This is a genomic window from Saccharothrix sp. DSM 118769 (assembly GCF_052936295.1).
In genome coordinates, this window is the sequence record NZ_CP193627.1 from 8,888,353 (window position 1) to 8,908,331 (window position 19,979).

Below are 19,979 nucleotides of genomic sequence, written 5' to 3' on the forward strand. Positions count from 1 at the left end.
CCGTCTCACGCCGTGTCGACCCCCAGCACGACGGTGGTCGTGGTGACGTGGCGCGGTCGCGGGCACGTCACCGCGTGCCTCGACGCCCTCGCCCGCCAGCGCCCGCACCGGGCGGTGGTGGTGGACAACGCCTCCGACGACGGCACGGCCGACCTGGTGCGGTCGCACCCCAGCGCGCCGGAGCACGTCCGGCTGCCGCGCAACGTCGGCTACGCGGGCGGCCTGGCGGCCGTGCTGCCGGACGTGACCACCGAGTACGTGGCCTGGCTCAACGACGACGCGGAACCCGACGACGGCTGGCTCGCCGCGCTCGAGGACGCCCTGGACGCCGACCCCGGCGCCGCCGCCGCGACCTCGTCGATGGTGCTCGCGGACGGCTCCACCCAGTCGGTCGGCGTCCGGCTGACCGCCGACGGCCACGGCGCGGACCTGGTGCTCGCGGGCCGCGAGGTGTTCGGCTTCTGCGGCGGCGCGGCGCTGGTGCGCACGGCCGCCCTCGCCCGCGCGGGCGGCGTCCCGGCGGGCTTCTTCTGCTACTACGAGGACACCGACACGGCGTGGCGGCTGCGGCTGGGCGGCCACCGCGTGCTGTCCGTCGGCCCGGCGCGGGTCCGGCACCGGCACGGCGCGAGCACCGAACCGGGCTCCCGCCCGTTCCACCGCTGGAACGAGCGCAACCGGCTGCTGATGCTCCTGCGCTGCGCCCCGCTCGCCGTCGCGCTGCGGGAGACCGCCCGCTTCGCCGCGATCACCGCGAGGCTGCCGTTCGCGCGGAACGCGCCGGACGCGGGGAACTTCCGCGTCGGCCTGCGCGTCCGGGTGCTGCTGGAGGTGCTGGTCCGGCTGCCCGCCGCGCTGGTGGACCGGGTCCGGATCGGCCGGCGCGCGGTGGTGCCCCGGCGCGCGGTGTGGCGCGAGTGGGCGGGCAGGTAATCGCGGGCGGGTAATCGCGGCAGGCAGCCGCGGGCGGGTAGTCGTGGACAGGTCGCCGAGGGCGGGTAGTCGCGGGCAGGTCGTCGAGGGAGAGGGAGGACCGGCGTGGCCGAGTACGTCGAGGTGCGCACCGAGGACGGCGGGCTGGTGCCGTTCGAGCTGGACGAGGACCACGACGGCCCGGTGCGGGCCGGGCGGCGCTGGGACCGGGTCGAGGAGACCCTGGAGCAGGGCGTCGAGCGGGCCCGGCAGGTCGCCCGGTCCGTCGCCGCGAGGATCGGCGACATGCCGTCGCCGCGCCCCGACAAGGTGGCCGTGGAGATCGGGCTCAAGGCCGGGGTGAGCGGTGCGTTCGGCATCGCCAGGTCGTCCGCCGAGGCGCACATCAAGATCACCGTCGAGTGGCACCGGGACGGCCTCGACGCCGCGCCGCCGCCCGAGGACGGCGAGTCGAAGCAGGTGGGCGGCGGGGTCGGGCAGGCGGACGGCGGGCCGGGACCGGCGGACGGCGCGCAGGGCACCGCGTAGGGCACCGCCACCTCACGCTGCGGAGCGTGATGAGGCAGAGTGAGGCCGTGGAGCACGGGAACAGCCTGCCTGACGTGACGGTCGTCGTGGTGAACTACCGCGGCGCCGACGACACCACGACCTGCCTGCGCGCGCTGTTCGGGGAACTCGACCACCCGGCCGACAAGCTCCAGGTGGTCGTGGTCGACAACGCCTCGGGCGACGGCGGCGCGGAGCGCATCCGGGCCGCCGTGCCCGCCGCGGAGGTCGTCGAGGCGCCCGCCAACCTCGGGTTCGCGGGCGGCTGCAACCTCGGCGTGGAGCACGCCCGCGGCTCGGTCGTCGCGTTCCTCAACAACGACGCCCGCCCGCACCGCGACTGGCTGCGCGAGGCGCTGCGGGTGCTGCGCGCCGAACCCGCCGTGGGCGCGGTCGCGTCGAAGGTCCTCGACTGGGAGGGCCGGGACGTGGACTTCGTCGACGGCGGCCTCACCTGGTTCGGCATGGGCTACAAGCGGCACGCCGGGCAGCCCGACGACGGCACCCACGACACGCCCCGCGACGTGCTGTTCGGCACCGGCTCGGCGCTCGTGGTCCGCACCTCGGTGTTCCGCGAGCTGGGCGGCTTCGACGAGCGCTTCTTCATGTTCTACGAGGACGTGGACCTCGGCTGGCGGATGAACCTGCGCGGCTGGCGGGTGCGCTACGAGCCGAAGTCCCTGACCTACCACAAGCACCACGCGTCGATGGCGGGGATCGACAGCAGCCGCGAGCTGTTCCTGCTGGAGCGCAACGCCCTCGCCGCGCTCTACAAGAACTTCTCCGACGAGACGCTGGCCAAGGTGCTGCCGGCCGCGCTCGCCCTGGTGGTCCGCCGGGCCACCGCGCGCGGCGAGCTGGACGCGGGCCAGCTGGAGATCACCCGCCGCCCCGCCGACCCGGCGGACGACCTCGCGCCCGTGCCGGTGCCGCGGCAGGCGCTGGCCGGGTTCCTCGCGATCGACCAGTTCGTGGAGCTGCTGCCGTCGCTGGCCGCGTCGCGGGAGGTCGAGCAGGCCGCGCGCCGGCTGACCGACGCCGACCTGCTGCCGCTGATGCGCAAGGCGATGGAGCCCGCCTACCCGCTGCCCCGCTACCTGGCCGCGCACGACGTGCTGGTCGAGGTGTTCGGGCTGGAGGAGGTCTTCGGCCGGCCCCGGCGCGTGCTGGTGATCACCGGCGACGCGATCGCCGACCGGATGGCCGGCCCGGCGATCCGCGCGTGGAACATGGCCGACGTGCTGGCCGGCGAGCACGAGGTGCGGCTGGTCACGACCAACGCGCTGTGCGAACCGCCCGAGGCGCCGTTCCCGGTGGTCCGCGCCGCGCCGCGCGAGCTGGTCGAGCACGCCGGGTGGGCGGACGTGATCGTGCTCCAGGGGCACGTGCTGGAGCACCTGGGCTTCCTCAAGGAACCCGGCAACACCAAGATCGTCGTCTGCGACGTCTACGACCCGATGCACCTGGAGCTGCTCGAACAGGGCAAGGACTCCACCGACGAGCAGCGCGAGCTGGACCTGGTGGGCGTCACCCGGATCATCGACAACCAGATGCGGCGCGGCGACTTCTTCCTGTGCGCCTCCGAGCGGCAGCGGCACTTCTGGCTCGGCCACCTGACCGCCATCGGCCGCCTCACCCCGTCGCTGTACGACAACGACCCGACGACGCGGTCGCTGCTCGCCGAGGTCCCGTTCGGCCTGCCGGGCAAGCCCCCGCAGCGCACCGGGCCGGGGCTGCGCGCCGCCCTCGGCCTCCCCGAGGGGGACAAGGTCGTGCTGTGGGCGGGCGGCGTCTACAGCTGGTTCGACCCGCTGACGCTGGTCACCGCGATCGACCGGCTGCGGGCGCGGCACGCGGACGTGCGGCTGGTGTTCCTCGGCATGAAGCACCCGAACCCCGAGGTGCCCGACATGGACATCGGCGCGCGGACCCGCGCCCTGGCCGCGCGGCTGGGCCTGACCGGCTCGCACGTGTTCTTCAACGAGACCTGGGTCCCCTACCAGGACCGGCAGAACTGGCTGCTCGACGCGGACGCGGGCGTCACCACGCACTTCGAGCACGTCGAGACGACGTTCGCCTTCCGCACCCGCGTCCTCGACTACCTGTGGGCGGGGCTGCCGATCGTCACCACGGACGGCGACTCGTTCGCCGACCTGGTGCGCCGCGAGGGGCTGGGCGTGGTCGTGCCGTCCGAGGACGCCGACGCGCTGGCCGACGCGCTGGAGAAGGTGCTCCACGACGAGGCGTTCGCGGCGGCGTGCGCCGAGCGGATCGCCGTCGTGCGGGAGCGGTTCACCTGGGACAACGCGCTGGCGCCGCTGGTGGAGTTCTGCCGCAGCCCGCGGCCCGCCGCCGACCGGCTGCCCGGCGCGTCGCCGATGGTGCGCAACCGGCCGCTGGGCAAGCTGGACAAGGTGCAGCGGGACGTGCAGCTGGTGCGCGAGTACCTCACCGCGGGCGGGCCGCGCGAGGTCGCCCGCCGCGCCTCCGGCCGCGTGCTGAAGAAGCTCCGCCGTGGCTAGGCCGCTCAAGGTGCTGATCGACGGCACCCCGCTGCTCGGGCACCGGACCGGCATCGGCCGCTACACGGCGGCGCTGGCCGAGGAGCTGGCGTCGATGCTCGACGAGGTCGACGTGCGGGCCGTGGCGTTCACGCTGCGCGGCTGGCGGGCGCTGCGGACCGTGCTGCCGCACGACGTGGTGGCGCGGGGCCTGCCCGTGTCGGCGCGGCTGCTGCGGCAGTTCTGGCTGCGCGCGCCGTTCCCGCCGGTGGAGTTCCTGGCCGGGCCGACCGACGTGGTGCACGGCACGAACTTCGTGCTGCCGCCCGCGATCCGGGCCGGCGGCGTGGCGACCGTGCACGACCTGGCGTTCCTCGACTCGCCCGGCGACCTGCCCCCGTCCGACCGGCGGCTGCCGGAGCTGGTGCGGCGCTCCGCGGCCCGCGCCGACGTGGTGTGCACGCCCACGCAAGCGGTTGCGTCGGTGGTGGAGGAGCGGCTGGGCGTGCCCGAGTCGAAGATCGTCGTGACGCCGCTCGGCGTGGACCCGGCCTGGTTCGCCGCCCGGCCGCCGTCGCCCGAGCTGCGCGCCCGGCTCGGCCTGCCGTCGGAGTACCTGCTGTTCGTCGGCGCGGGCGGTCCCCGCAAGGGCCTGGGCACGCTGGTGGCGGCCCACTCGGCGCGCCCCTCCCTGCCGCCGCTCGTGCTGGCCGGGCCGGGCGCGCGGTCGGCGGACGGCCGGGTGCTGCGCACCGGGTACCTGAGCGACGTCGACCTGCGCAGCGTGGTGGCGGGGGCGGCGGCGCTCGTGCTGCCGTCGCGCGACGAGGGCTTCGGGCTGCCGGTGCTGGAGGCGCTGGCCTGCAACGTGCCCGTGGTGTGCACGGACGTGCCGGCGCTGCGCGAGGTGGCCGGCGGGCACGCGGTGCACGTGCCGGTCGGCGACGTCGAGGCGCTGGCGCAGGCGATGGGCGCCGCCGCCGAGGCGCCGCCGACACCGGCCGAGGCCACCGCCCGGCGCACGCACGCGGCCGGGTTCACGTGGCGCAGGACGGCGCTGAGGACGGTCGAGGCGTACCGCCGCGCGGCCGGCCGCTGACCTACGGGATGCGGGCCGGCCTACGGGACGGGGTTCGGGCGGGCCTACGGGGTTCGGGCGGGCCGGTCCGGGGAGCTGAGGACGCTCCACGACACCTGCCGTGAACCGGTCACGGCGCACACGCGGCGCAGGAACCGCTGGCGCTCGCTGTCCTGGCGAGGCGCGACCGCACCTGTCGAGAGCTCGGGCATGAGGGCAAGAATCCCCCACCGGCCGAACGCGGAACCAGTGCGGGAGGCCGGTAACACCCCAACGGCCCAACCTCACCCCTCACGCGGTCACCGAGCGCATCCGCTGCGATGATGCCGGGCATGAGCTTCACGGCTGTCTGGCCGATCTCCGACCCCACCGACCCCTCCTCCGGCGACCCCGAGGCCGCCGACGAGCTGACCGTCAGCACGCCGGAGGACGTCGACGTGCTCCTGGCCCGCCTCGCCGACCCCGGCGCCGGCCCGGCCGTGGTCGAGCACGCCGACCGCGACCCGATCACCGACACCGAGGGGCTGCTCGGCGCGCCGGGCGCGGCGGAGATCCCCGACCACGACGTGGCGGTGGCCGTCGACGGCGGGTTCGGCTACCTCACGTACGCGGACCCGGAGCACGACTACTCGACGTTGAAGGGCGAGGCGGGCTCCCCCGGGCTGCGCTCCGAGCTGGTGGACTACCCGGCGGGCGCGGGCGTCCCGGTGGAGGTCCTGGCCGCCGCCCTGAAGGACTTCCTGGCCACGGCCCGCCGCCCGTCCTGCGTGGAGTGGCAGGAGGCGTAGGCGTCACCCGGCCCCGGTCGCGCCGTCGGCGGGGTGGCGCAGCCGGACGTCGGCCTCCACGTAGACCGCGACGTCGTGCGCGACCGACACGCGCACCGGGGCCAACCCGCCGGGCACGCGCACGTCGCCGTCCCGGTCGAACGGCAGGCCGGTCCAGTCCCGCCACACCGCCAACGGCGCCACCACGCTCGACGAGCACCGCGCCACGCCCTCCACCACCCCGCCGGCCCGCACGTGCGTGCGCAGCCACCGGTCGGCGGGCAGCCCGTCCTCCCGCGTGCGCGCCGCGTAGTCGCCCATCGGCACGTCGGGCTCGGCGGCCTTGTCCGGTGGCCGCAGCGGCACCAGGAACGAGTCGTACCCGGTCGCCGACACCGCCCGCCGCATCCCGGCCGGCACCCGGGCCGACAGCCCCCGCCCCGAGTACGGGACCAGCACGCCCCGCGCGACCGGCTCGCCGCCGTCCAGCAGCGCCACGACCAGGTGCGGCCACCGCGCCGCCGGCCGCCGCCGCGTCACCAGCGACGCGGCCAGGACGCCCGACACGAACCTCGCCGCGCCCGGCGGGTAGGGCACGGCGAACACCGCGTCGGCGAGGTCGGGGCGGTCGGCGAGCGTGACGGTCTCCACGCGGCCATCGAAGCCCAGGACCGGCCGCCGGGCACGGGGGCGCCACGACGGCCGGTCCGGGAACCGCGACCGGCCCTAGGGCACGGCCTTCGTCGCCACGGCCTCCGCCAGGGCCTCCTGCCAGGACCGCAGCGGCGGCAGGCCGGCCTCCTCCCACGACTTGCCGGACAGCACCGAGTACGCCGGGCGCGGGGCCGGGCGCGGGAAGTCGGCGGTCGAGCACGGCCGCACCCGCTCCGGGTCCAGGCCCAGCTCGGCGAACACCGCCCGCGCGAACCCGCACCACGTCGTCTCGCCGCCGCCGGTCGCGTGCAGCACGCGCGCCGGCGTCCCGCCCCCGGCCACCAGCCCCGCCAGCGCCACGAGGCCCCGCGCGAGGTCCAGCGACCACGTCGGCGACCCGACCTGGTCGTCCACGACGGACAGCGCGTCGCGCTCGCCCGCAAGGCGCGCCATGGTCTTCACGAAGTTCGGCCCGTGCGCGCCGTAGACCCACGCGGTGCGCACGACCCACGCCCGGTCCCACGCCGCCAGCACGCGCTGCTCGCCCGCGAGCTTCGTGCGCCCGTACGCCGAACGCGGCCCGGTCTCGTCGGACGGCTCGTACGGCCGCGCGCCGTCGCCGGGGAACACGTAGTCGGTCGACACGTGCAGCAGCGGCACGTCATGCGCGCGGCAGTGCTCGGCCAGCAGGCCGGGGCCGGTGGCGTTGACCGCCAGCGCCCGGTCCTCGTCGGTCTCGGCCGCGTCGACCGCCGTGTACGCGGCGCAGTTCACGACCACCGGGCTCAGGCCCGAGTCGCGCGCCGTCGCCGCGAAGACCGCGACCGCGTCGGACACGGCCCGCGCGTCGGTGATGTCCAGCTCGGCCGACGACGGCGCGTGCACGAGGCCGTCCGCCGGCGCGGCGGCCACGACGTCCTGCCCGAGCTGGCCGCGGCCACCGGGCACCAGGAGTGCGAGCGCCACGTCAGCCCGCCAGCGCCGCGCGCTGCTTCAGCGGCTCCCACCACGCCCGGTTGTCCCGGTACCACTGCACGGTGGCGGCCAGGCCCTCGGCGAAGTCGACCCGCGGCGCGTAGCCCAGCTCGGTGCTGATCTTGGTGATGTCGACCGAGTAGCGGCGGTCGTGGCCCTTGCGGTCGGCGACCGGCTCGACGAACGAGTCCCAGTCGCGGCCGGTGGCCTCCAGCAGCCGCTCGGTCAGCTCCCGGTTGGTCAGCTCGGTGCCGCCGCCGATGTTGTAGACCTCGCCGCCGCGACCGCCCTCGACCACCAGCTGGATGCCCCGGCAGTGGTCGTCCACGTGCAGCCAGTCGCGCACGTTGAGGCCGTCGCCGTACAGCGGCACCTTCTTGCCGTCCACCAGGTTCGTGACGAACAGCGGGATGACCTTCTCCGGGAACTGGTACGGCCCGTAGTTGTTCGAGCACCGCGTGATGCTGACCGGCAGGCCGTGGGTGCGGTGGAACGACCGGGCCAGCAGGTCCGAGGACGCCTTCGACGCCGAGTACGGCGAGTTCGGCTCCAAGACGTGGTCCTCGGTCCAGGACCCCTCGTCGATCGTGCCGTAGACCTCGTCGGTCGACACGTGCACGAACTTGGCCACCCCGGCCTCCAACGCGCCCTGGAGCAGCACCTGGGTGCCCAGCACGTTGGTCAGCACGAAGTCCGCCGACCCGGAGATCGACCGGTCCACGTGGGACTCGGCGGCGAAGTGCACCACCACGTCCGTGCGGGCCATCACCTCGGCGACCACCTCGCGGTCGCAGATGTCGCCCCGGACGAAGGTCAGCCGCGGGCTGTCCGCGACCGGCGCCAGGTTCGCCTCGTTGCCGGCGTAGGTGAGCTTGTCCAGCACCACCACCTCCGCGTCGGCGTAGGCCGGGTAAGCGCCGCCCACCAATTCCCGCACGTAGTGCGAGCCGATGAACCCGGCCCCACCCGTTACCAGTACGCGCATGCTCAAACGCCCTTCCACAGCGGTTCGTACCATCGCAGTCTGTCACGGGGTAAACCCGTGCAACCCACCCGGTTGTTACAGCGTCTCCCGTATAAGAAGGGATGTCCGGCGAGGTTCACCCGTCCGCGACTACCTTTGACCAGGCAGGCTGTGCAGACGGGGGAGGCAGGCCAGTGGACCGGAGTCCGCACGGGAGAGCCGCCGGGGCGACAGCGGTGCGTGCCCTCCTGGTCACCGCGCGTTCGTTCCTCGCGCTGCTCTCGGCGGCCGTGCTCGCCGTCACGTGGTACGGCTGGTACTACTTCAAGGACCTGGACGACAACGTCACCACGACCGACGTCATCCCCGGCTCGGTCACCGAGATGCCCGACGGCGTTGCCCGCAAGCCGCTCGACGGCGCGGTCGACATCCTGCTCGTCGGCGTCGACAGCCGCACCGACGCGCAGGGCAACCCCCTGTCCGACGAGGTGCTGGCGCTGCTCAACGGCGGTGTGGCGGACGGCACGCTGAACACCGACACGATGATCCTGGTGCACGTGCCGCAGGACGGCACCCGCGCAGTGGCCGTGTCGTTCCCGCGCGACTCGTACGTCGAGATCGCCGACGGGTTCGGCAAGCACAAGCTCAACTCGGCGATGGCCCGGCAGAAGAACGACACCGCGCAGGGGCTGCGCGAGCAGGGCGTCACCGACGAGGCGCGCATCGAGCGGGAGTCGACGCTCGCCGGGCGCAAGACGCTCATCAAGACCATCGAGGGGCTGACCGGCGGCGCGGTCACCGTCGACCGGTACGCCGAGGTCAACCTGGCCAGCTTCTACGAGGTGACGCAGGCCATAGGCGGCGTCGAGGTGTGCCTGAACAACGCCACCCGCGACTCCGACTCGGGCGCGGACTTCGCGGCGGGCCGGCAGACCATCGCCGGGCGCGGGGCGCTGTCGTTCGTGCGGCAGCGCGGCGGCCTGCCCGGCGGCGACCTCGACCGGATCGTGCGGCAGCAGGTGTTCATCGGGGCCCTGGCCCGCAAGGTGCTGTCCACCGGCACGCTGACCGACTTCGACCGGCTCAACCAGCTCGTGACGGCCGTGAAGAAGTCCGTGGTGCTGAGCGAGCGGTGGAACATCACCGAGTTCGCCGAGCAGATGCAGGGCCTGGTGTCGGGCAACATCCAGTTCCGCACCATCCCGGTGGGCGAGCCCACGGACACGTTCAGCGACGGCAACGTGCTGCCCGTCGACCCGGTGCAGGTGCGGCAGTTCATCAAGGGGCTGGCCGCGGCGGACTCGCGGTCCTCCTCCGCCGCCCCCGTGACGACCACGACCCCCGACCGGCCGGCCGCGTCGGCGATCACCGTGCAGGTCTACAACTCCGCGGGCGTCGCCGGCCTCGCCGGCACCGTGCTGGACCAGTTGGCGGACAAGGGGTTCCGCCGCGGCCAGGCCACCACCGGGACGTACTCGGACACCACCGTCGTGCGGCACGCCGCGGGCGAGCGGTCGAGCGCCGAGAGCGTGATCTCCGCCCTGGGCGGTAACGCCGAGGCCGTCGAGGACGACTCCGTGCCCGGGGGGCAGGTCCAGGTGCACGTCGGGGCGGACTACTCGCCGCCCGGTTCGTCCGACCCGGCGTCGGTCGAGGACACCACGCGGGTGGCGCCGTCGACCGGTTCCGCCCCGCCGATCACCGCCGACGGTGTGGTCTGCGTCAACTGAACAGCCCACCCCAGGCGCGCACCGGCGTCCGACCGGCCGAAGGTGGTTAGCCTGATCGGACTGGTTCGGACCGGTTAGGGGAGCGGAGGAACGCCGTGAAGGCCGCGGTGATCACCGGGCGCGTGCTCGTCGCACTGCTGTCCGCGGCCGTGCTGGCGGTGGCCGGGTACGGCTGGTCGACGGTGCAGCGCGTGCAGGAGAGCGTGAACAAGACGGACGTGCTGTCGGTGCTGGAGGACGTGCCCAACGCGCCGCCCGTCGAGGACGGCGCGACCGACATCCTGCTCGTGGGCAGCGACAGCCGCACCGACGCCCAGGGCCGGCCGCTGCCGGACGACGTGCTGCGCCGGTTGCGCACCGAGGCGACCGACACGCTCAACACCGACACGATCATCGTGCTGCGGGTGCCGAAGAACGGCGGCCGGGCGCACGCCGTGTCCATCCCGCGCGACACGTACGTCGCCATCCCCGACCACGGCCAGGAGAAGATCAACTCGGCGTACGGGGTGACCAAGTTCTTCACGATGGAGCGCCTGGCCGCCTCCGGGGTGCCGCTGGACGAGCGCTCGCGCGAGGGCGACCAGGCCGGGCGGCGGGCGCTGGTGCAGGTCGTGCAGGAGCTGACCGGCGTGCGCGTCGACCACTACGCGGAGGTCAACCTCTACGGGTTCTACCTGCTCACCCAGGTCATCGGCGGCGTGGACGTGTGCCTGCGGGCGGCGACGTCGGACCCGGACTCGGGCGCCGACTTCCGGGCGGGCGTGCAGACCGTGGCGGGCGGCGACGCGCTGGCGTTCGTGCGGCAGCGCAAGGGCATCCCCAACGGCGACCTCGGGCGGATCACGAGGCAGCAGGTGTTCATGTCGGCGGCCGTGTCGAAGCTGCTGTCGGCGGGGACGCTGACCGACCAGGCCAGGCTGTCGGGGCTGATCGACGCGGTGAGCAAGTCGGTCGTCGTGGACCAGGACTTCGACCTGACCACGCTGGCCGCGCAGGCGCAGGGGCTGGCCGGCGGGAACGTCGAGTTCGCGACCATCCCGGTGACGGGGGTCGGGGCGGTGAACGAGCGGGGGCAGAGCGTCGTCACCGTGGACCCGGTGCAGGTGAAGGCGTTCGTGGCGCAGGTGCTGGGCGAGAAGAAGACGACCGTCGTGCCCACGCCGTCGGTTGTCCCCAGCACGCCGGTCGGCGCCACCCCGTCGGGGTTCGGCGGCGGTAGGGTCGTGGCGCTGGACGGCGGTCGCGCGGCCGGCGCGGTGGCGCTCCAGGGACCGCCGTGCGTGGACTGAGGTGACCAGGGCTTTCAGGGGGTCGGGTAGCTGGATCGGGTGATCATGGGGACGAAGGTGTACGTAAACGCGGTTTCGGCACTCGGTTGAGAGAAGCGGACCCCCGAGACCACCCCGGCCGTCCACCACGAGCCCACCACCCGCACCTCCGACCCACCACCCGCCCCGGCCGCCCTGCCGGCCCGCAGCCAAGCCACCCGGCCGACGCACCGGCCCGACGCGCCCCGCCGCCCGGCCCGACCACCGGCTGACCACCGGCTGACCCGTCCCCGAGGGCGGGGTGCGGCTTCGTGCGGGAGGGGTGGCGGGACGCCGCGACCGGCGTGGCAAGGTTGTGCCATGACCGTCACGGATGCGCTGTTCGCCCCCCTGTTCGCCGCGAACCCGGGCCGTCCCCTGATCACCCACTACGACGACGCGGCCGGCACGCGCGTGGAGCTGTCGCGGGCGACCATCCGGAACTGGGCGGCCAAGACGGCGAACTGGCTGCGCGACGAGCACGACGTCGAGCCGGGCGACCCGGTGGCCGTGCTGCTGCCCGCGCACTGGCAGACGGCGGGCGTGCTGCTCGGGGCGTGGTGGTGCGGCGCGGCGGTGACGGACGACCCGGCGGGTGCGAAGGTGGCGATCGTCGCGCCGGGCGGGGTCGCGCCGGGGGCCGCGGTGACGGCGGTCGCGTCGCTTCACCCGATGGGGTTGGGCAGCGGCGCGCCGGTCGACTACAACGACGACGTGCGGGCGCACGGCGACGACTTCGCGCCGTGGGAGCCGGTCCCCGGCGCGACGCCCGCGCTCCTCAAGTCCACTGTGGACGAGGTCGTGTCGGAGGCGCACCACCGGGCGGAGACGTTGGGCATCACCACGTCCTCGCGCGTGCTGTCCACGTTGGACTGGTCCATGCCGGACGGTCTGCTGAACGGTTTCCTGGCCGTGCTGGCGGGCGGCGGGTCGCTGGTCCAGTGCAGCAACGCGACCCCGGACCTGCTCCCCGCCCGCCGGACCGGTGAGCAGACGAACCTGGACCTGGTGGGCTGAAGCGGGCCGGAGTGGACCCGAGCGGAGCGGGCCGGAATGGACCGGAGCGGGTGAACCTGCGGGGGTGGCGTGGTCGCGGGGACCACGCCACCCCCGGACGACCTAGCCCCTGAGCAGGGCGCGGCTCATCACAACCCGCTGGACCTGGTTGGTGCCCTCGTAGATCTGGGTGATCTTCGCGTCCCGCATCATGCGCTCGACCGGGAAGTCGCGGGTGTAGCCGGCGCCGCCGAACAGCTGCACGGCGTCCGTCGTCACCTCCATGGCGACGTCCGAGGCGAAGCACTTGGCCGCGGCGGTGATGAAGCCGATGTTCGGCTCGCCCCGCTCGGCCTTGGCGGCGGCCACGTAGACCATGTGGCGGGCCGCCTCGATCTTCATCGCCATGTCGGCGAGCATGAACTGCACACCCTGGAAGTCGGCGATCGCCGTGCCGAACTGCCTGCGGTCCTTGGTGTAGGCGATGGCCTGCTCCAGGGCGCCCTGCGCGATGCCGACGGCCTGCGCGCCGATGGTCGGGCGCGTGTGGTCGAGGGTGCGCAGCGCGGTCTTCAGGCCGGTGCCGGGCTCGCCGATGATCCGGTCCGCGGGGATGGTGCAGTTCTCGAAGTGGATCTCGCGGGTGGGCGAGCCCTTGATGCCGAGCTTGCGCTCCTTCGAGCCGACGACGAAGCCCGGGTCGTCCTTGTGCACGACGAACGCCGAGATGCCCTGCGACTTCTTCGGCGCGTCCGGGTCGGTGACGGCCATCACCGTGTACCAGGTGGACTCGCCGGCGTTGGTGATCCAGCACTTGGTGCCGTTGAGCACCCAGTGGTCGCCGTCGAGGCGGGCGCGGGTGCGCATGGACGCGGTGTCGGAGCCGGCCTCGCGCTCGGACAGCGCGTAGGACGCCATGGCCTCGCCCGAGGCGATGGACGGCAGCACCTGCTGCTTGAGCGACTCGGACGCCGACAGCAGGATCGGCATGGTGCCCAGCTTGTTCACCGCCGGGATCAGGGACGACGACGCGCAGACGCGCGCCACCTCCTCGATCACGATGCAGGTGGCGACGGAGTCGGCGCCCTGGCCGTCGTACGCCTCGGGCACGTGCACGGCGGCGAAGCCGGATTTGACCAGCGCGTTCAACGCCTCGACCGGGAAGCGCTCCTGCTCGTCCACGTCGGCCGCGTACGGCGCGATCTCCTTGTCGGCCAGTGACCGGACCGCCTCGCGCAGCGCCTCGTGCTCCTCGGCGAGCTGGTAGGTACCGAAGCTCGGGTCCACGTTAAGTTACCTCCGGGTAGGGCGTTCTACCTGGATGTTAGCGCGCGTTCACGGCACTGTCCGCTGTGCCGTCGGCAACAACACCCGCCCGGGTGCGCAACGCCGCGTCCTTCTCCAGGACCAGGTCCGCGAGGGACGCCTGGAACTCCGCCATCCGCTCCCGCAGGGCGGGATCGGACGCGGCCAGGACGCGCACCGCCAGCAGGCCCGCGTTGCGCGCGCCGCCGACCGACACGGTGGCCACCGGCACGCCGGCGGGCATCTGCACGATCGACAGCAGCGAGTCCATGCCGTCGAGGTACTTCAGCGGCACCGGCACGCCGATCACCGGCAGCACGGTCGCCGACGCCACCATGCCCGGCAGGTGCGCCGCGCCGCCCGCGCCCGCGATGATCACCTTCAGGCCCCGGGATGCGGCGGACGTCGCGTAGTCGAGCATCCGCTGCGGGGTGCGGTGCGCCGAGTACACGCCCACCTCGTAGGTCACGCCGAACTCGGCGAGCGCCTCGGCGGCGGCCCCCATCACGGGCCAGTCCGAGTCGCTGCCCATGATCACGCCGACCTGCGTCACTGCTCTCCTCCGTGGATGTCGTACCCGTCGAGCCACACGCCGTCGGACAGCCAGTGCGCGGCGAGCCTGGCCCGCGCGCGCACCTCCTCCAGCCGTTCACCGAGGACGGTGACGTGCCCGATCTTGCGTCCCGGCCGCTCCGCCTTGCCGTACAGGTGCACGTGGGCGTCGGGGAACCGGGCGAACAGGTGGTGCAGCCGCTCGTCGGGGCCCGTCGCGGGCGCGTCGGGCGCGCCGAGGACGTTGGCCATGACGACGGCGGGCGCGGCGAGGTCCGTCGCGCCGAGCGGGTAGTCCAGGACGGCGCGCAGGTGCTGCTCGAACTGGGACGTGCGGGCGCCCTCGATGGTCCAGTGGCCCGAGTTGTGGGGGCGCATGGCCAGCTCGTTGACGACGAGGCCGGCGGCGGTGTCGAACAGCTCCACGGCGAGCAGGCCGACGACGCCCAGCTCGTGCGCGACGCGCAGCGCCAGCTCCTGGGCCTCCTCGGCCACCTCGGCGGGCACGTCGGGCGCGGGCGCCAGGACCTCGACGCAGATGCCCTCCTGCTGCACGGTCTGCACCAGCGGCCACGCCGCGCCCTGCCCGAACGGCGAGCGCGCGACGAGGGCGGCCAGCTCGCGGCGCATGGGCACGCACTGCTCGACCATCAACGGGGTGCCGGCGGCGAGCAGCTCGGGCACGACGCGCTGCGCGCCCTGCGGTGTGTTCAGCATCCACACGCCGCGCCCGTCGTACCCGCCGCGGACGGCCTTGAGGACGCACGGCCACCCGTGCTCCGCGCCGAAGCGCAGCACGTCGCCGGTGTCGGTGACCTCGGTGAACGGCGGCACGGGCAGTCCCAGCGCGGCCAGCTTCACGCGCATGACCAGCTTGTCCTGGGCGTGGACCAGGGCGTCGGGGCCGGGCGCGACCTTCACGCCGTCCGCGACCAGCGCGCGCAGGTGCTCCTGGGGCACGTGCTCGTGGTCGAACGTGACGACGTCGCACGACCCGGCGAAGGCGCGCAGCGCGTCCAGGTCGGTGTGCTTGCCCAGTTCCACGTCGCGGGCGACGAGCGCGGCCGGGTCGGAGTCCGACTCGGCGAGCACCCGCAGCGACTGGCCCAGGGGGATCGCGGCCTGGTGGGTCATGCGGGCCAGCTGGCCGCCGCCGATCATGCCGACGACGGGGAGACGGGTTCGGGAGTCCACGGTTCGGTGATTTTACCTGCACAAACAGCGGGCTCCCGCACGCCCCCGGCGCGGGCGGCGACCCGCTGTCAGACGCGGTGCGGCCGGCGCGTCGTCACGAGGGCCAGCGCGAGCAGCGCCGCGGCGGGGACGGTGAAGACGGCGAACTCGACCCACTGGAGCTCCGCGACGCGGTCGGCGGGCTGGAAGTCGGTGTAGTGCTGCGTGAGGCCGGTGTCGGCGACGCACTTCCGGAACGCCGGGTCGACCTCCTCACCGGTGGGGACGCAGTGCCGCGGGTAGTCGACCACGGTGCCGGCCGCGTCGGCGTAGCCGCTGCCCACGGTCCAGTCGTCGTCGCCGGTCGCCGACGAGTACAGCAGACCGCCCGGCGAGTAGGGCTCCAGCACGCGTTCGGGCGTCCGGTAGAAGGGCCGCCACAGGGCGGCGACGAGGGCGCGGGTCAGGCCGTAGGCGACCAGGGTGAGGCCCATGGACAGCACGGTGCGGCGGGTGAGCGCGCTCATCGCCAGGCCCAGGGCGAAGCCGAACGCCGCGTAGGCGGCCTGCACCTGCGGCACGACCTCGAACGGCATCGGGTCGAACGCCCGGAACGGCACGTAGTCCGTGTTGGTGGCGTTCATGGCGTTCATCAGCACGACCAGCGACGCGCCGAGGCCGGCGGCCAGCGCGACGGCGGGCACGCCGAGCAGCACGACCTTGCCGACCAGCCAGCGCAGCGGGCTGATGTCCTGGCTCCACACCACGAGGTGGGTGCGCTGCTCGTACTCCCGGGACAGCAGCGGCGCGGTCCAGAACACGGCGACCACCGCGCCGAACAGCGCCGGGCCGAGGGACAGCAGGTAGGCGAGGTCCGCGTAGTCCACCCGGCCGAGCAGCTCGTGGCGCTGGTGGCCGGTGGCGGTGACGTGCGCCGCCAGGGCCAGCGCGGTGCCGGCGACGACCGCGACGACGACCGCGGCGCCGCCCACGGTCCAGCGGTGCCGGCGCCAGGCCAGCCAGAGCAGGTCGCGCCAACCGACGGCGGACCGCACGACGGCGGTGTCCACGGGCGGGGGCGCGGCGGTGGACCCGTCGGCGGTGCCGGTGGTCTCGGTGGTGGTCCGGGCGGTGGTCACGCCCCGCCCTCCTTCGGGTCCGGGCCGTTGCGGGTGGCCGCGAGCTGGGCGAGCACGTAGTCCTCCAACGTCACGGGCCGCTCGGTCCACCGCCCCGCCACGACCGGGCGCGGGTGGTCGTCGGGCAGCCTGACCAGGAACGTCGACTGGTTGCCGCGGTGGCGCGCCTCGACGACCCGGCCCAGGGCGGGCGGCACCTCGGAGCGCGGACCGGTGTAGCTGACGTGCCGGGCGAGCAGGTCGTCGAGGTCGCCGCCGGCCAGCAGCCGGCCGTGGGCGAGCAGCAGCAGGTGGTCGGCCACGCCGCTCAGCTCGGCCACGACGTGCGTGGACAGCAGCACCGTCATGCCGGTCTCGTCGACCTCGGCCAGCAGCTCGGCGGTGACCTCGCGGCGGGCCAGCGGGTCGAGGTTGGCCAGCGGCTCGTCGAGCAGCAGCACGTCCGGTCGCGAGCCGATGGCCAGCGCGAACGCCACCTGCGCCTGCTGGCCGCCGGACAGCCTGCCGCACGCCCGGTCGAGCGGGACCTCGAAGCGCCCCAGCCAGCGGCGGGCCCGCGCCTCGTCCCACACGACGTTGAGGCGGGCGCCGAGCCGGAGCACGTCGACGGCGGTGAAGTTCCGGTACAGCGGCTTGTCCTGCGACACGAACGCCACCCGGCCCGCCGCGCCCGCCGACCCCTCGTCGGCGTCGAGGAGGCCCGCGAGGACGGACATCAGCGTCGTCTTGCCCGCGCCGTTGGCGCCGACCAGCGCGGCGACCCGGCCGGAGGGCAGGTCGAACGTGCAGTCGCGCAGCGCCCAGCGGTTCCGGTAGCGCTTGCCGAGCGACCGGGCGCGCACCGCGAACGCGGTGCCGGCGGTCGGGCCCGCGGGGCGACCGCTCACAGGACCACCACCCCGTCCCCGCCGGACGTGCGGTTGCCGCGCGCGCCGGGGTGCAGGACGGAGCGCACGAGCGCGTCGACGTCCTCGGCGTCCAGCCCGGCGTCGCGCGCCTCGCGCACCCACAGGACCAGGCGGGCGCGGAGCGCGGCCATCACCTCCGGGTCGGTCGAGCCGAGCCCGGCCTTCACGTACGTCCCCGATCCCTGGCGGGCTTCGACCAGGCCGGACATCTCCAGCTCCCGGTACGCCTTCAGCACGGTGTTGGCGTTGACGCCGCTCGTGCCGACGACGTCGCGCACGGTCGGCAGCCGGTCCCCCGGGCCCAGCCAGCCCAGCCTCAGCGCCTCCCGCACCTGGCGCACGAGCTGCAGGTAGGCGGGGAGACCGCTGGAGCGGTCGACGCGGAACTCCACCGCTCCCCCCCGGATTGTTCTGGTTGACTAAGACACCGGAACACGGTTCAGGAACGTCCCGGGGTTGTCAAGCCCTGCCCCGCGCACTCCACCTCGCGCACCGACCAACCCCCGGTACGGGTGCCGTCGGGTAACGCGTCCGTAACCGGCGCGGCGACCACCCGGACCAGGTCGTGTCATTCACCACCACCTTAGTCTTTCTCGCCTCTCACAGGCCCTGTCCAGCGCTTTTACTCGACGGTGCAGGACAACACCGCACCGGAAGGACAAGGGATGACATTCCGACGAATCCTGACCGCCGTCGTCGTGGCCGCCTCGGCGCTGCTCATCGCGCCGGCCGCCAACGCCGAGCAGGCCGACACGCGGCAGGACGAGTGGGTGCTGGAGAGCGTCACACGGCCGGGCGACGTGTGGGACCAGACCAACTGGGCCTGGGACCCCGAGTTCCCGGTCATCCCCCACCCGCGCCACGGGGAGGACAACCAGACGTGGTTCATCTCCGACGACGGCAGCATCAGGGACAAGATGTACGGCTGGTGCGCGACCTCGGTCGGCGGCCGGCTGGCGGGCCGGCCCTGCGACGGTTCCTACGAGCAGCGCTGGGTGGGCCACTCCTACGACGGCTACGAGACCTGGCTGTTCGAGCTGGGGAACAGCGACCAGTGCGTCACGCACAACGGCGTCTACAAGGAGCTGATCCTCTCACCGTGCGGCCCTGAGCGGTCCGACCAGCGCTGGATCATCCACCGGCGGTAGTCGACCCGGGCACGGCGGGGGACCCGAGCGGCACGGGGCTCGGGTCCCCCGCCGTGCGACCGGGTCGGACGGCCGGTCCGGGCGCGCGCTGCTGCACCGGCACGTCCACCCCGGGCACGTCCACCCCGGGCACGTCCACCCCGGGCACGTCCACCCCGGGCACGTCCACCCCGAGGACGTGCCCGGGGGCCGCGACGACCGCGCCGCGCACGGGTCGCGCGCGCCGGACCTCGCCCGGCGACACGACTCCGACGAGGGCGGACAGCACCGCGGTGAGGACGTGGCTGATGCGCGCGTACGTGGTCACGGACCCGGCTTACCCGCCCGCGCCGGACGCCGATCGCCGGACCGGGGCGGACCACCCGCCCGGCGGGGCGCATCACCCGGGCAGGTGAGAGGAGCCCCGGCGGGCGGGACGGGCCAGGCAAAACGGGTTCTGACAGGCGGGACGAGCCCGACGCGCCGCCGTGGGCGGGCACCGGACCGGTGGGGAGGGGAGGGCGCCGGCGGACGCCGGACAGGGGGTCAGCGTCCGAGGGCGGCGACGAGCCGGACCGCTTCGTCGTAGGTGCCCGGCAACCGCTCCAGCCACACCTTCGCCGGGCCGGTGGGGGCGACGTGCGGGTCCACGGCCAACCTGTCCGCGGTGAGCAGGCGCAGGTTGGCCACGGTTCTCGCCAGCCGACCACCGCGCCGGACCAGCACGCACGCGGTGGACGGGCCGACCGACGCCAGCGTCTCGCCGGAGTCGAACACCTCCTTCAGCGCGTCCGCCAGCAGCGTCATCGCCACCACCCGCGACCAGCCCGCCACCCGGTTCAGGTCGATCGACACGAGCACCAGCACGTGCTCCTGGCACCCCGCCACGCGCGCCTCGGCGTACACCTCGCGCAGCCGCGTGCGCAGGTAGGCCGAGGTGGCGAGGCCGGTGAGCGGGTTGTCCGCGGCGCAGTCCCCGGCCCGCTTGCTCATCACGTCGCCCCAGCCCAGCGCGGTGACGCGCAGCATCCTGGCCGGGATGGCGTCCACGTTCGGCGAGACGATCCCGGTCGAGCCGGGCGGTTCGGCGAGCACCGCGTGCAGCGCCGCGAGGTCCAGCAGCGTCTCGGCCAGGCCCGCGCCCGCCTCCGCCCGCGCGGCGCCCAGCCGGTACAGCTCGCCGTCGGGGTCGTCCCGGCCGAGCACGGCCCGGCAGACGTCGTCGACCTCGTCCAGCGGCCAGTCGGCCGGGAACGCCCAGCCCGCGGCCATCGTGGCCGTGCGCCACCTCGACCGCAGCGCGCGTGAACCGTCAGCACCGGAA

Annotated in this window: 20 protein-coding genes; 9 read left to right on the plus strand and 11 right to left on the minus strand. The window is 74.2% G+C overall.

Annotated elements, in window-relative coordinates; all coding sequences use genetic code 11:
• Window positions 1–12 precede the first annotated feature (12 nt).
• The 5 genes from ACRAKJ_RS37860 (at window position 13) to ACRAKJ_RS37880 (ending at window position 5,846) form a co-directional block, all read left to right on the plus strand.
• The gene (locus ACRAKJ_RS37860; RefSeq protein ID WP_438924514.1) at window positions 13–933 is read left to right on the plus strand and encodes a glycosyltransferase; all 921 of its coding nucleotides are present in this window, start codon (window positions 13–15) and stop codon (window positions 931–933) included.
• A gap of 105 nt (window positions 934–1,038) precedes the next feature.
• Window positions 1,039–1,461: a CU044_2847 family protein gene (locus ACRAKJ_RS37865; RefSeq protein ID WP_438924513.1), complete on the plus strand. Its 423-nt coding sequence runs from the start codon at window positions 1,039–1,041 to the stop codon at window positions 1,459–1,461.
• Between the two features lie 29 nt (window positions 1,462–1,490).
• Window positions 1,491–4,001 (plus strand): glycosyltransferase, encoded by a 2,511-nt coding sequence (locus ACRAKJ_RS37870; protein WP_438924527.1) that lies wholly within the window; start codon window positions 1,491–1,493, stop codon window positions 3,999–4,001.
• The gene (locus ACRAKJ_RS37875; RefSeq protein WP_438924512.1) at window positions 3,994–5,079 is read left to right on the plus strand and encodes a glycosyltransferase; all 1,086 of its coding nucleotides are present in this window, start codon (window positions 3,994–3,996) and stop codon (window positions 5,077–5,079) included. The genes ACRAKJ_RS37870 and ACRAKJ_RS37875 overlap by 8 nt, the downstream gene beginning before the upstream one ends.
• Before the next feature lie 311 nt (window positions 5,080–5,390).
• Complete coding sequence (locus ACRAKJ_RS37880) at window positions 5,391–5,846, plus strand: Imm1 family immunity protein (protein WP_438924511.1); 456 nt, start codon at window positions 5,391–5,393, stop codon at window positions 5,844–5,846.
• Between the two features lie 3 nt (window positions 5,847–5,849).
• Here the strand turns inward: ACRAKJ_RS37880 and ACRAKJ_RS37885 are convergent, their stop codons facing one another.
• The 3 genes from ACRAKJ_RS37885 to rfbB form a co-directional block, all read right to left on the minus strand.
• Window positions 5,850–6,476: a hypothetical protein gene (locus ACRAKJ_RS37885; protein WP_438924510.1), complete on the minus strand. Its 627-nt coding sequence runs from the start codon at window positions 6,474–6,476 to the stop codon at window positions 5,850–5,852.
• Window positions 6,477–6,551: 75 nt separating this feature from the next.
• Window positions 6,552–7,445 carry a dTDP-4-dehydrorhamnose reductase gene (rfbD, locus tag ACRAKJ_RS37890; protein WP_438924509.1) on the minus strand — a complete coding sequence of 298 codons (894 nt, stop codon included), beginning with the start codon at window positions 7,443–7,445 and terminating at the stop codon, window positions 6,552–6,554.
• Between the two features lies 1 nt (window position 7,446).
• Window positions 7,447–8,439, minus strand: a complete 993-nt coding sequence (gene rfbB / locus ACRAKJ_RS37895; RefSeq protein WP_438924508.1) for a dTDP-glucose 4,6-dehydratase — start codon at window positions 8,437–8,439, stop codon at window positions 7,447–7,449.
• 215 nt (window positions 8,440–8,654) lie between these two features.
• Here rfbB and ACRAKJ_RS37900 point away from each other — a divergent pair, with 215 nt between their 5' ends.
• The 3 genes from ACRAKJ_RS37900 to ACRAKJ_RS37910 all read left to right on the plus strand — a co-directional run bounded on the left by ACRAKJ_RS37900 (window position 8,655) and on the right by ACRAKJ_RS37910 (window position 12,472).
• Window positions 8,655–10,148 (plus strand): LCP family glycopolymer transferase, encoded by a 1,494-nt coding sequence (locus ACRAKJ_RS37900; protein WP_438924507.1) that lies wholly within the window; start codon window positions 8,655–8,657, stop codon window positions 10,146–10,148.
• Between the two features lie 95 nt (window positions 10,149–10,243).
• A complete protein-coding gene (locus ACRAKJ_RS37905) occupies window positions 10,244–11,437 on the plus strand; it encodes an LCP family glycopolymer transferase (protein WP_438924506.1) in 1,194 nt (397 codons plus the stop codon).
• 339 nt (window positions 11,438–11,776) lie between these two features.
• Window positions 11,777–12,472: a TIGR03089 family protein gene (locus tag ACRAKJ_RS37910; protein ID WP_438924505.1), complete on the plus strand. Its 696-nt coding sequence runs from the start codon at window positions 11,777–11,779 to the stop codon at window positions 12,470–12,472.
• Between the two features lie 102 nt (window positions 12,473–12,574).
• On the opposite strand, the gene ACRAKJ_RS37915 is transcribed toward ACRAKJ_RS37910, so the two are convergent.
• The 6 genes from ACRAKJ_RS37915 to ACRAKJ_RS37940 all read right to left on the minus strand — a co-directional run bounded on the left by ACRAKJ_RS37915 (window position 12,575) and on the right by ACRAKJ_RS37940 (window position 17,920).
• Window positions 12,575–13,738, minus strand: a complete 1,164-nt coding sequence (locus ACRAKJ_RS37915; RefSeq protein ID WP_438924504.1) for an acyl-CoA dehydrogenase — start codon at window positions 13,736–13,738, stop codon at window positions 12,575–12,577.
• A 37-nt stretch (window positions 13,739–13,775) separates the two neighbouring features.
• Complete coding sequence (gene purE / locus ACRAKJ_RS37920) at window positions 13,776–14,309, minus strand: 5-(carboxyamino)imidazole ribonucleotide mutase (protein WP_438924503.1); 534 nt, start codon at window positions 14,307–14,309, stop codon at window positions 13,776–13,778.
• Window positions 14,306–15,502 carry a 5-(carboxyamino)imidazole ribonucleotide synthase gene (locus tag ACRAKJ_RS37925; protein WP_438924502.1) on the minus strand — a complete coding sequence of 399 codons (1,197 nt, stop codon included), beginning with the start codon at window positions 15,500–15,502 and terminating at the stop codon, window positions 14,306–14,308. The genes purE and ACRAKJ_RS37925 overlap by 4 nt, the downstream gene beginning before the upstream one ends.
• Before the next feature lie 68 nt (window positions 15,503–15,570).
• Window positions 15,571–16,620: an ABC transporter permease gene (locus tag ACRAKJ_RS37930; RefSeq protein ID WP_438924501.1), complete on the minus strand. Its 1,050-nt coding sequence runs from the start codon at window positions 16,618–16,620 to the stop codon at window positions 15,571–15,573.
• Window positions 16,617–17,507 carry an ATP-binding cassette domain-containing protein gene (locus ACRAKJ_RS37935; protein WP_438924500.1) on the minus strand — a complete coding sequence of 297 codons (891 nt, stop codon included), beginning with the start codon at window positions 17,505–17,507 and terminating at the stop codon, window positions 16,617–16,619. The genes ACRAKJ_RS37930 and ACRAKJ_RS37935 overlap by 4 nt, the downstream gene beginning before the upstream one ends.
• Window positions 17,504–17,920: a GntR family transcriptional regulator gene (locus ACRAKJ_RS37940; RefSeq protein ID WP_438924499.1), complete on the minus strand. Its 417-nt coding sequence runs from the start codon at window positions 17,918–17,920 to the stop codon at window positions 17,504–17,506. The genes ACRAKJ_RS37935 and ACRAKJ_RS37940 overlap by 4 nt, the downstream gene beginning before the upstream one ends.
• A 273-nt stretch (window positions 17,921–18,193) precedes the next feature.
• Between ACRAKJ_RS37940 and ACRAKJ_RS37945 the strand changes: the two genes are divergently transcribed.
• Window positions 18,194–18,676 (plus strand): ricin-type beta-trefoil lectin domain protein, encoded by a 483-nt coding sequence (locus tag ACRAKJ_RS37945; protein ID WP_438924498.1) that lies wholly within the window; start codon window positions 18,194–18,196, stop codon window positions 18,674–18,676.
• On the opposite strand, the gene ACRAKJ_RS37950 is transcribed toward ACRAKJ_RS37945, so the two are convergent.
• Window positions 18,660–18,983, minus strand: a complete 324-nt coding sequence (locus ACRAKJ_RS37950; protein ID WP_447008820.1) for a hypothetical protein — start codon at window positions 18,981–18,983, stop codon at window positions 18,660–18,662. The two genes, ACRAKJ_RS37945 and ACRAKJ_RS37950, sit on opposite strands and share 17 nt — an antisense overlap.
• Window positions 18,984–19,201: 218 nt before the next feature.
• Window positions 19,202–19,927: a GGDEF domain-containing protein gene (locus ACRAKJ_RS37955; protein ID WP_438921643.1), complete on the minus strand. Its 726-nt coding sequence runs from the start codon at window positions 19,925–19,927 to the stop codon at window positions 19,202–19,204.
• Window positions 19,928–19,979 lie beyond the last annotated feature (52 nt).

What these genes read in the sequence shown, in the direction of transcription:
- ACRAKJ_RS37870 (WP_438924527.1), top strand. Translation starts at nt 1,491, where the DNA reads ATGAGGCAGAGTGAGGCCGTGGAGCACGGGAACAGCCTGCCTGACGTG.
- ACRAKJ_RS37880 (WP_438924511.1), top strand. Translation starts at nt 5,391, where the DNA reads ATGAGCTTCACGGCTGTCTGGCCGATCTCCGACCCCACCGACCCCTCC.
- rfbB (WP_438924508.1), bottom strand. Translation starts at nt 8,439, where the DNA reads ATGCGCGTACTGGTAACGGGTGGGGCCGGGTTCATCGGCTCGCACTAC.
- ACRAKJ_RS37910 (WP_438924505.1), top strand. Translation starts at nt 11,777, where the DNA reads ATGACCGTCACGGATGCGCTGTTCGCCCCCCTGTTCGCCGCGAACCCG.
- ACRAKJ_RS37945 (WP_438924498.1), top strand. Translation starts at nt 18,194, where the DNA reads ATGACATTCCGACGAATCCTGACCGCCGTCGTCGTGGCCGCCTCGGCG.
- ACRAKJ_RS37955 (WP_438921643.1), bottom strand. Translation starts at nt 19,927, where the DNA reads ATGGCCGCGGGCTGGGCGTTCCCGGCCGACTGGCCGCTGGACGAGGTC.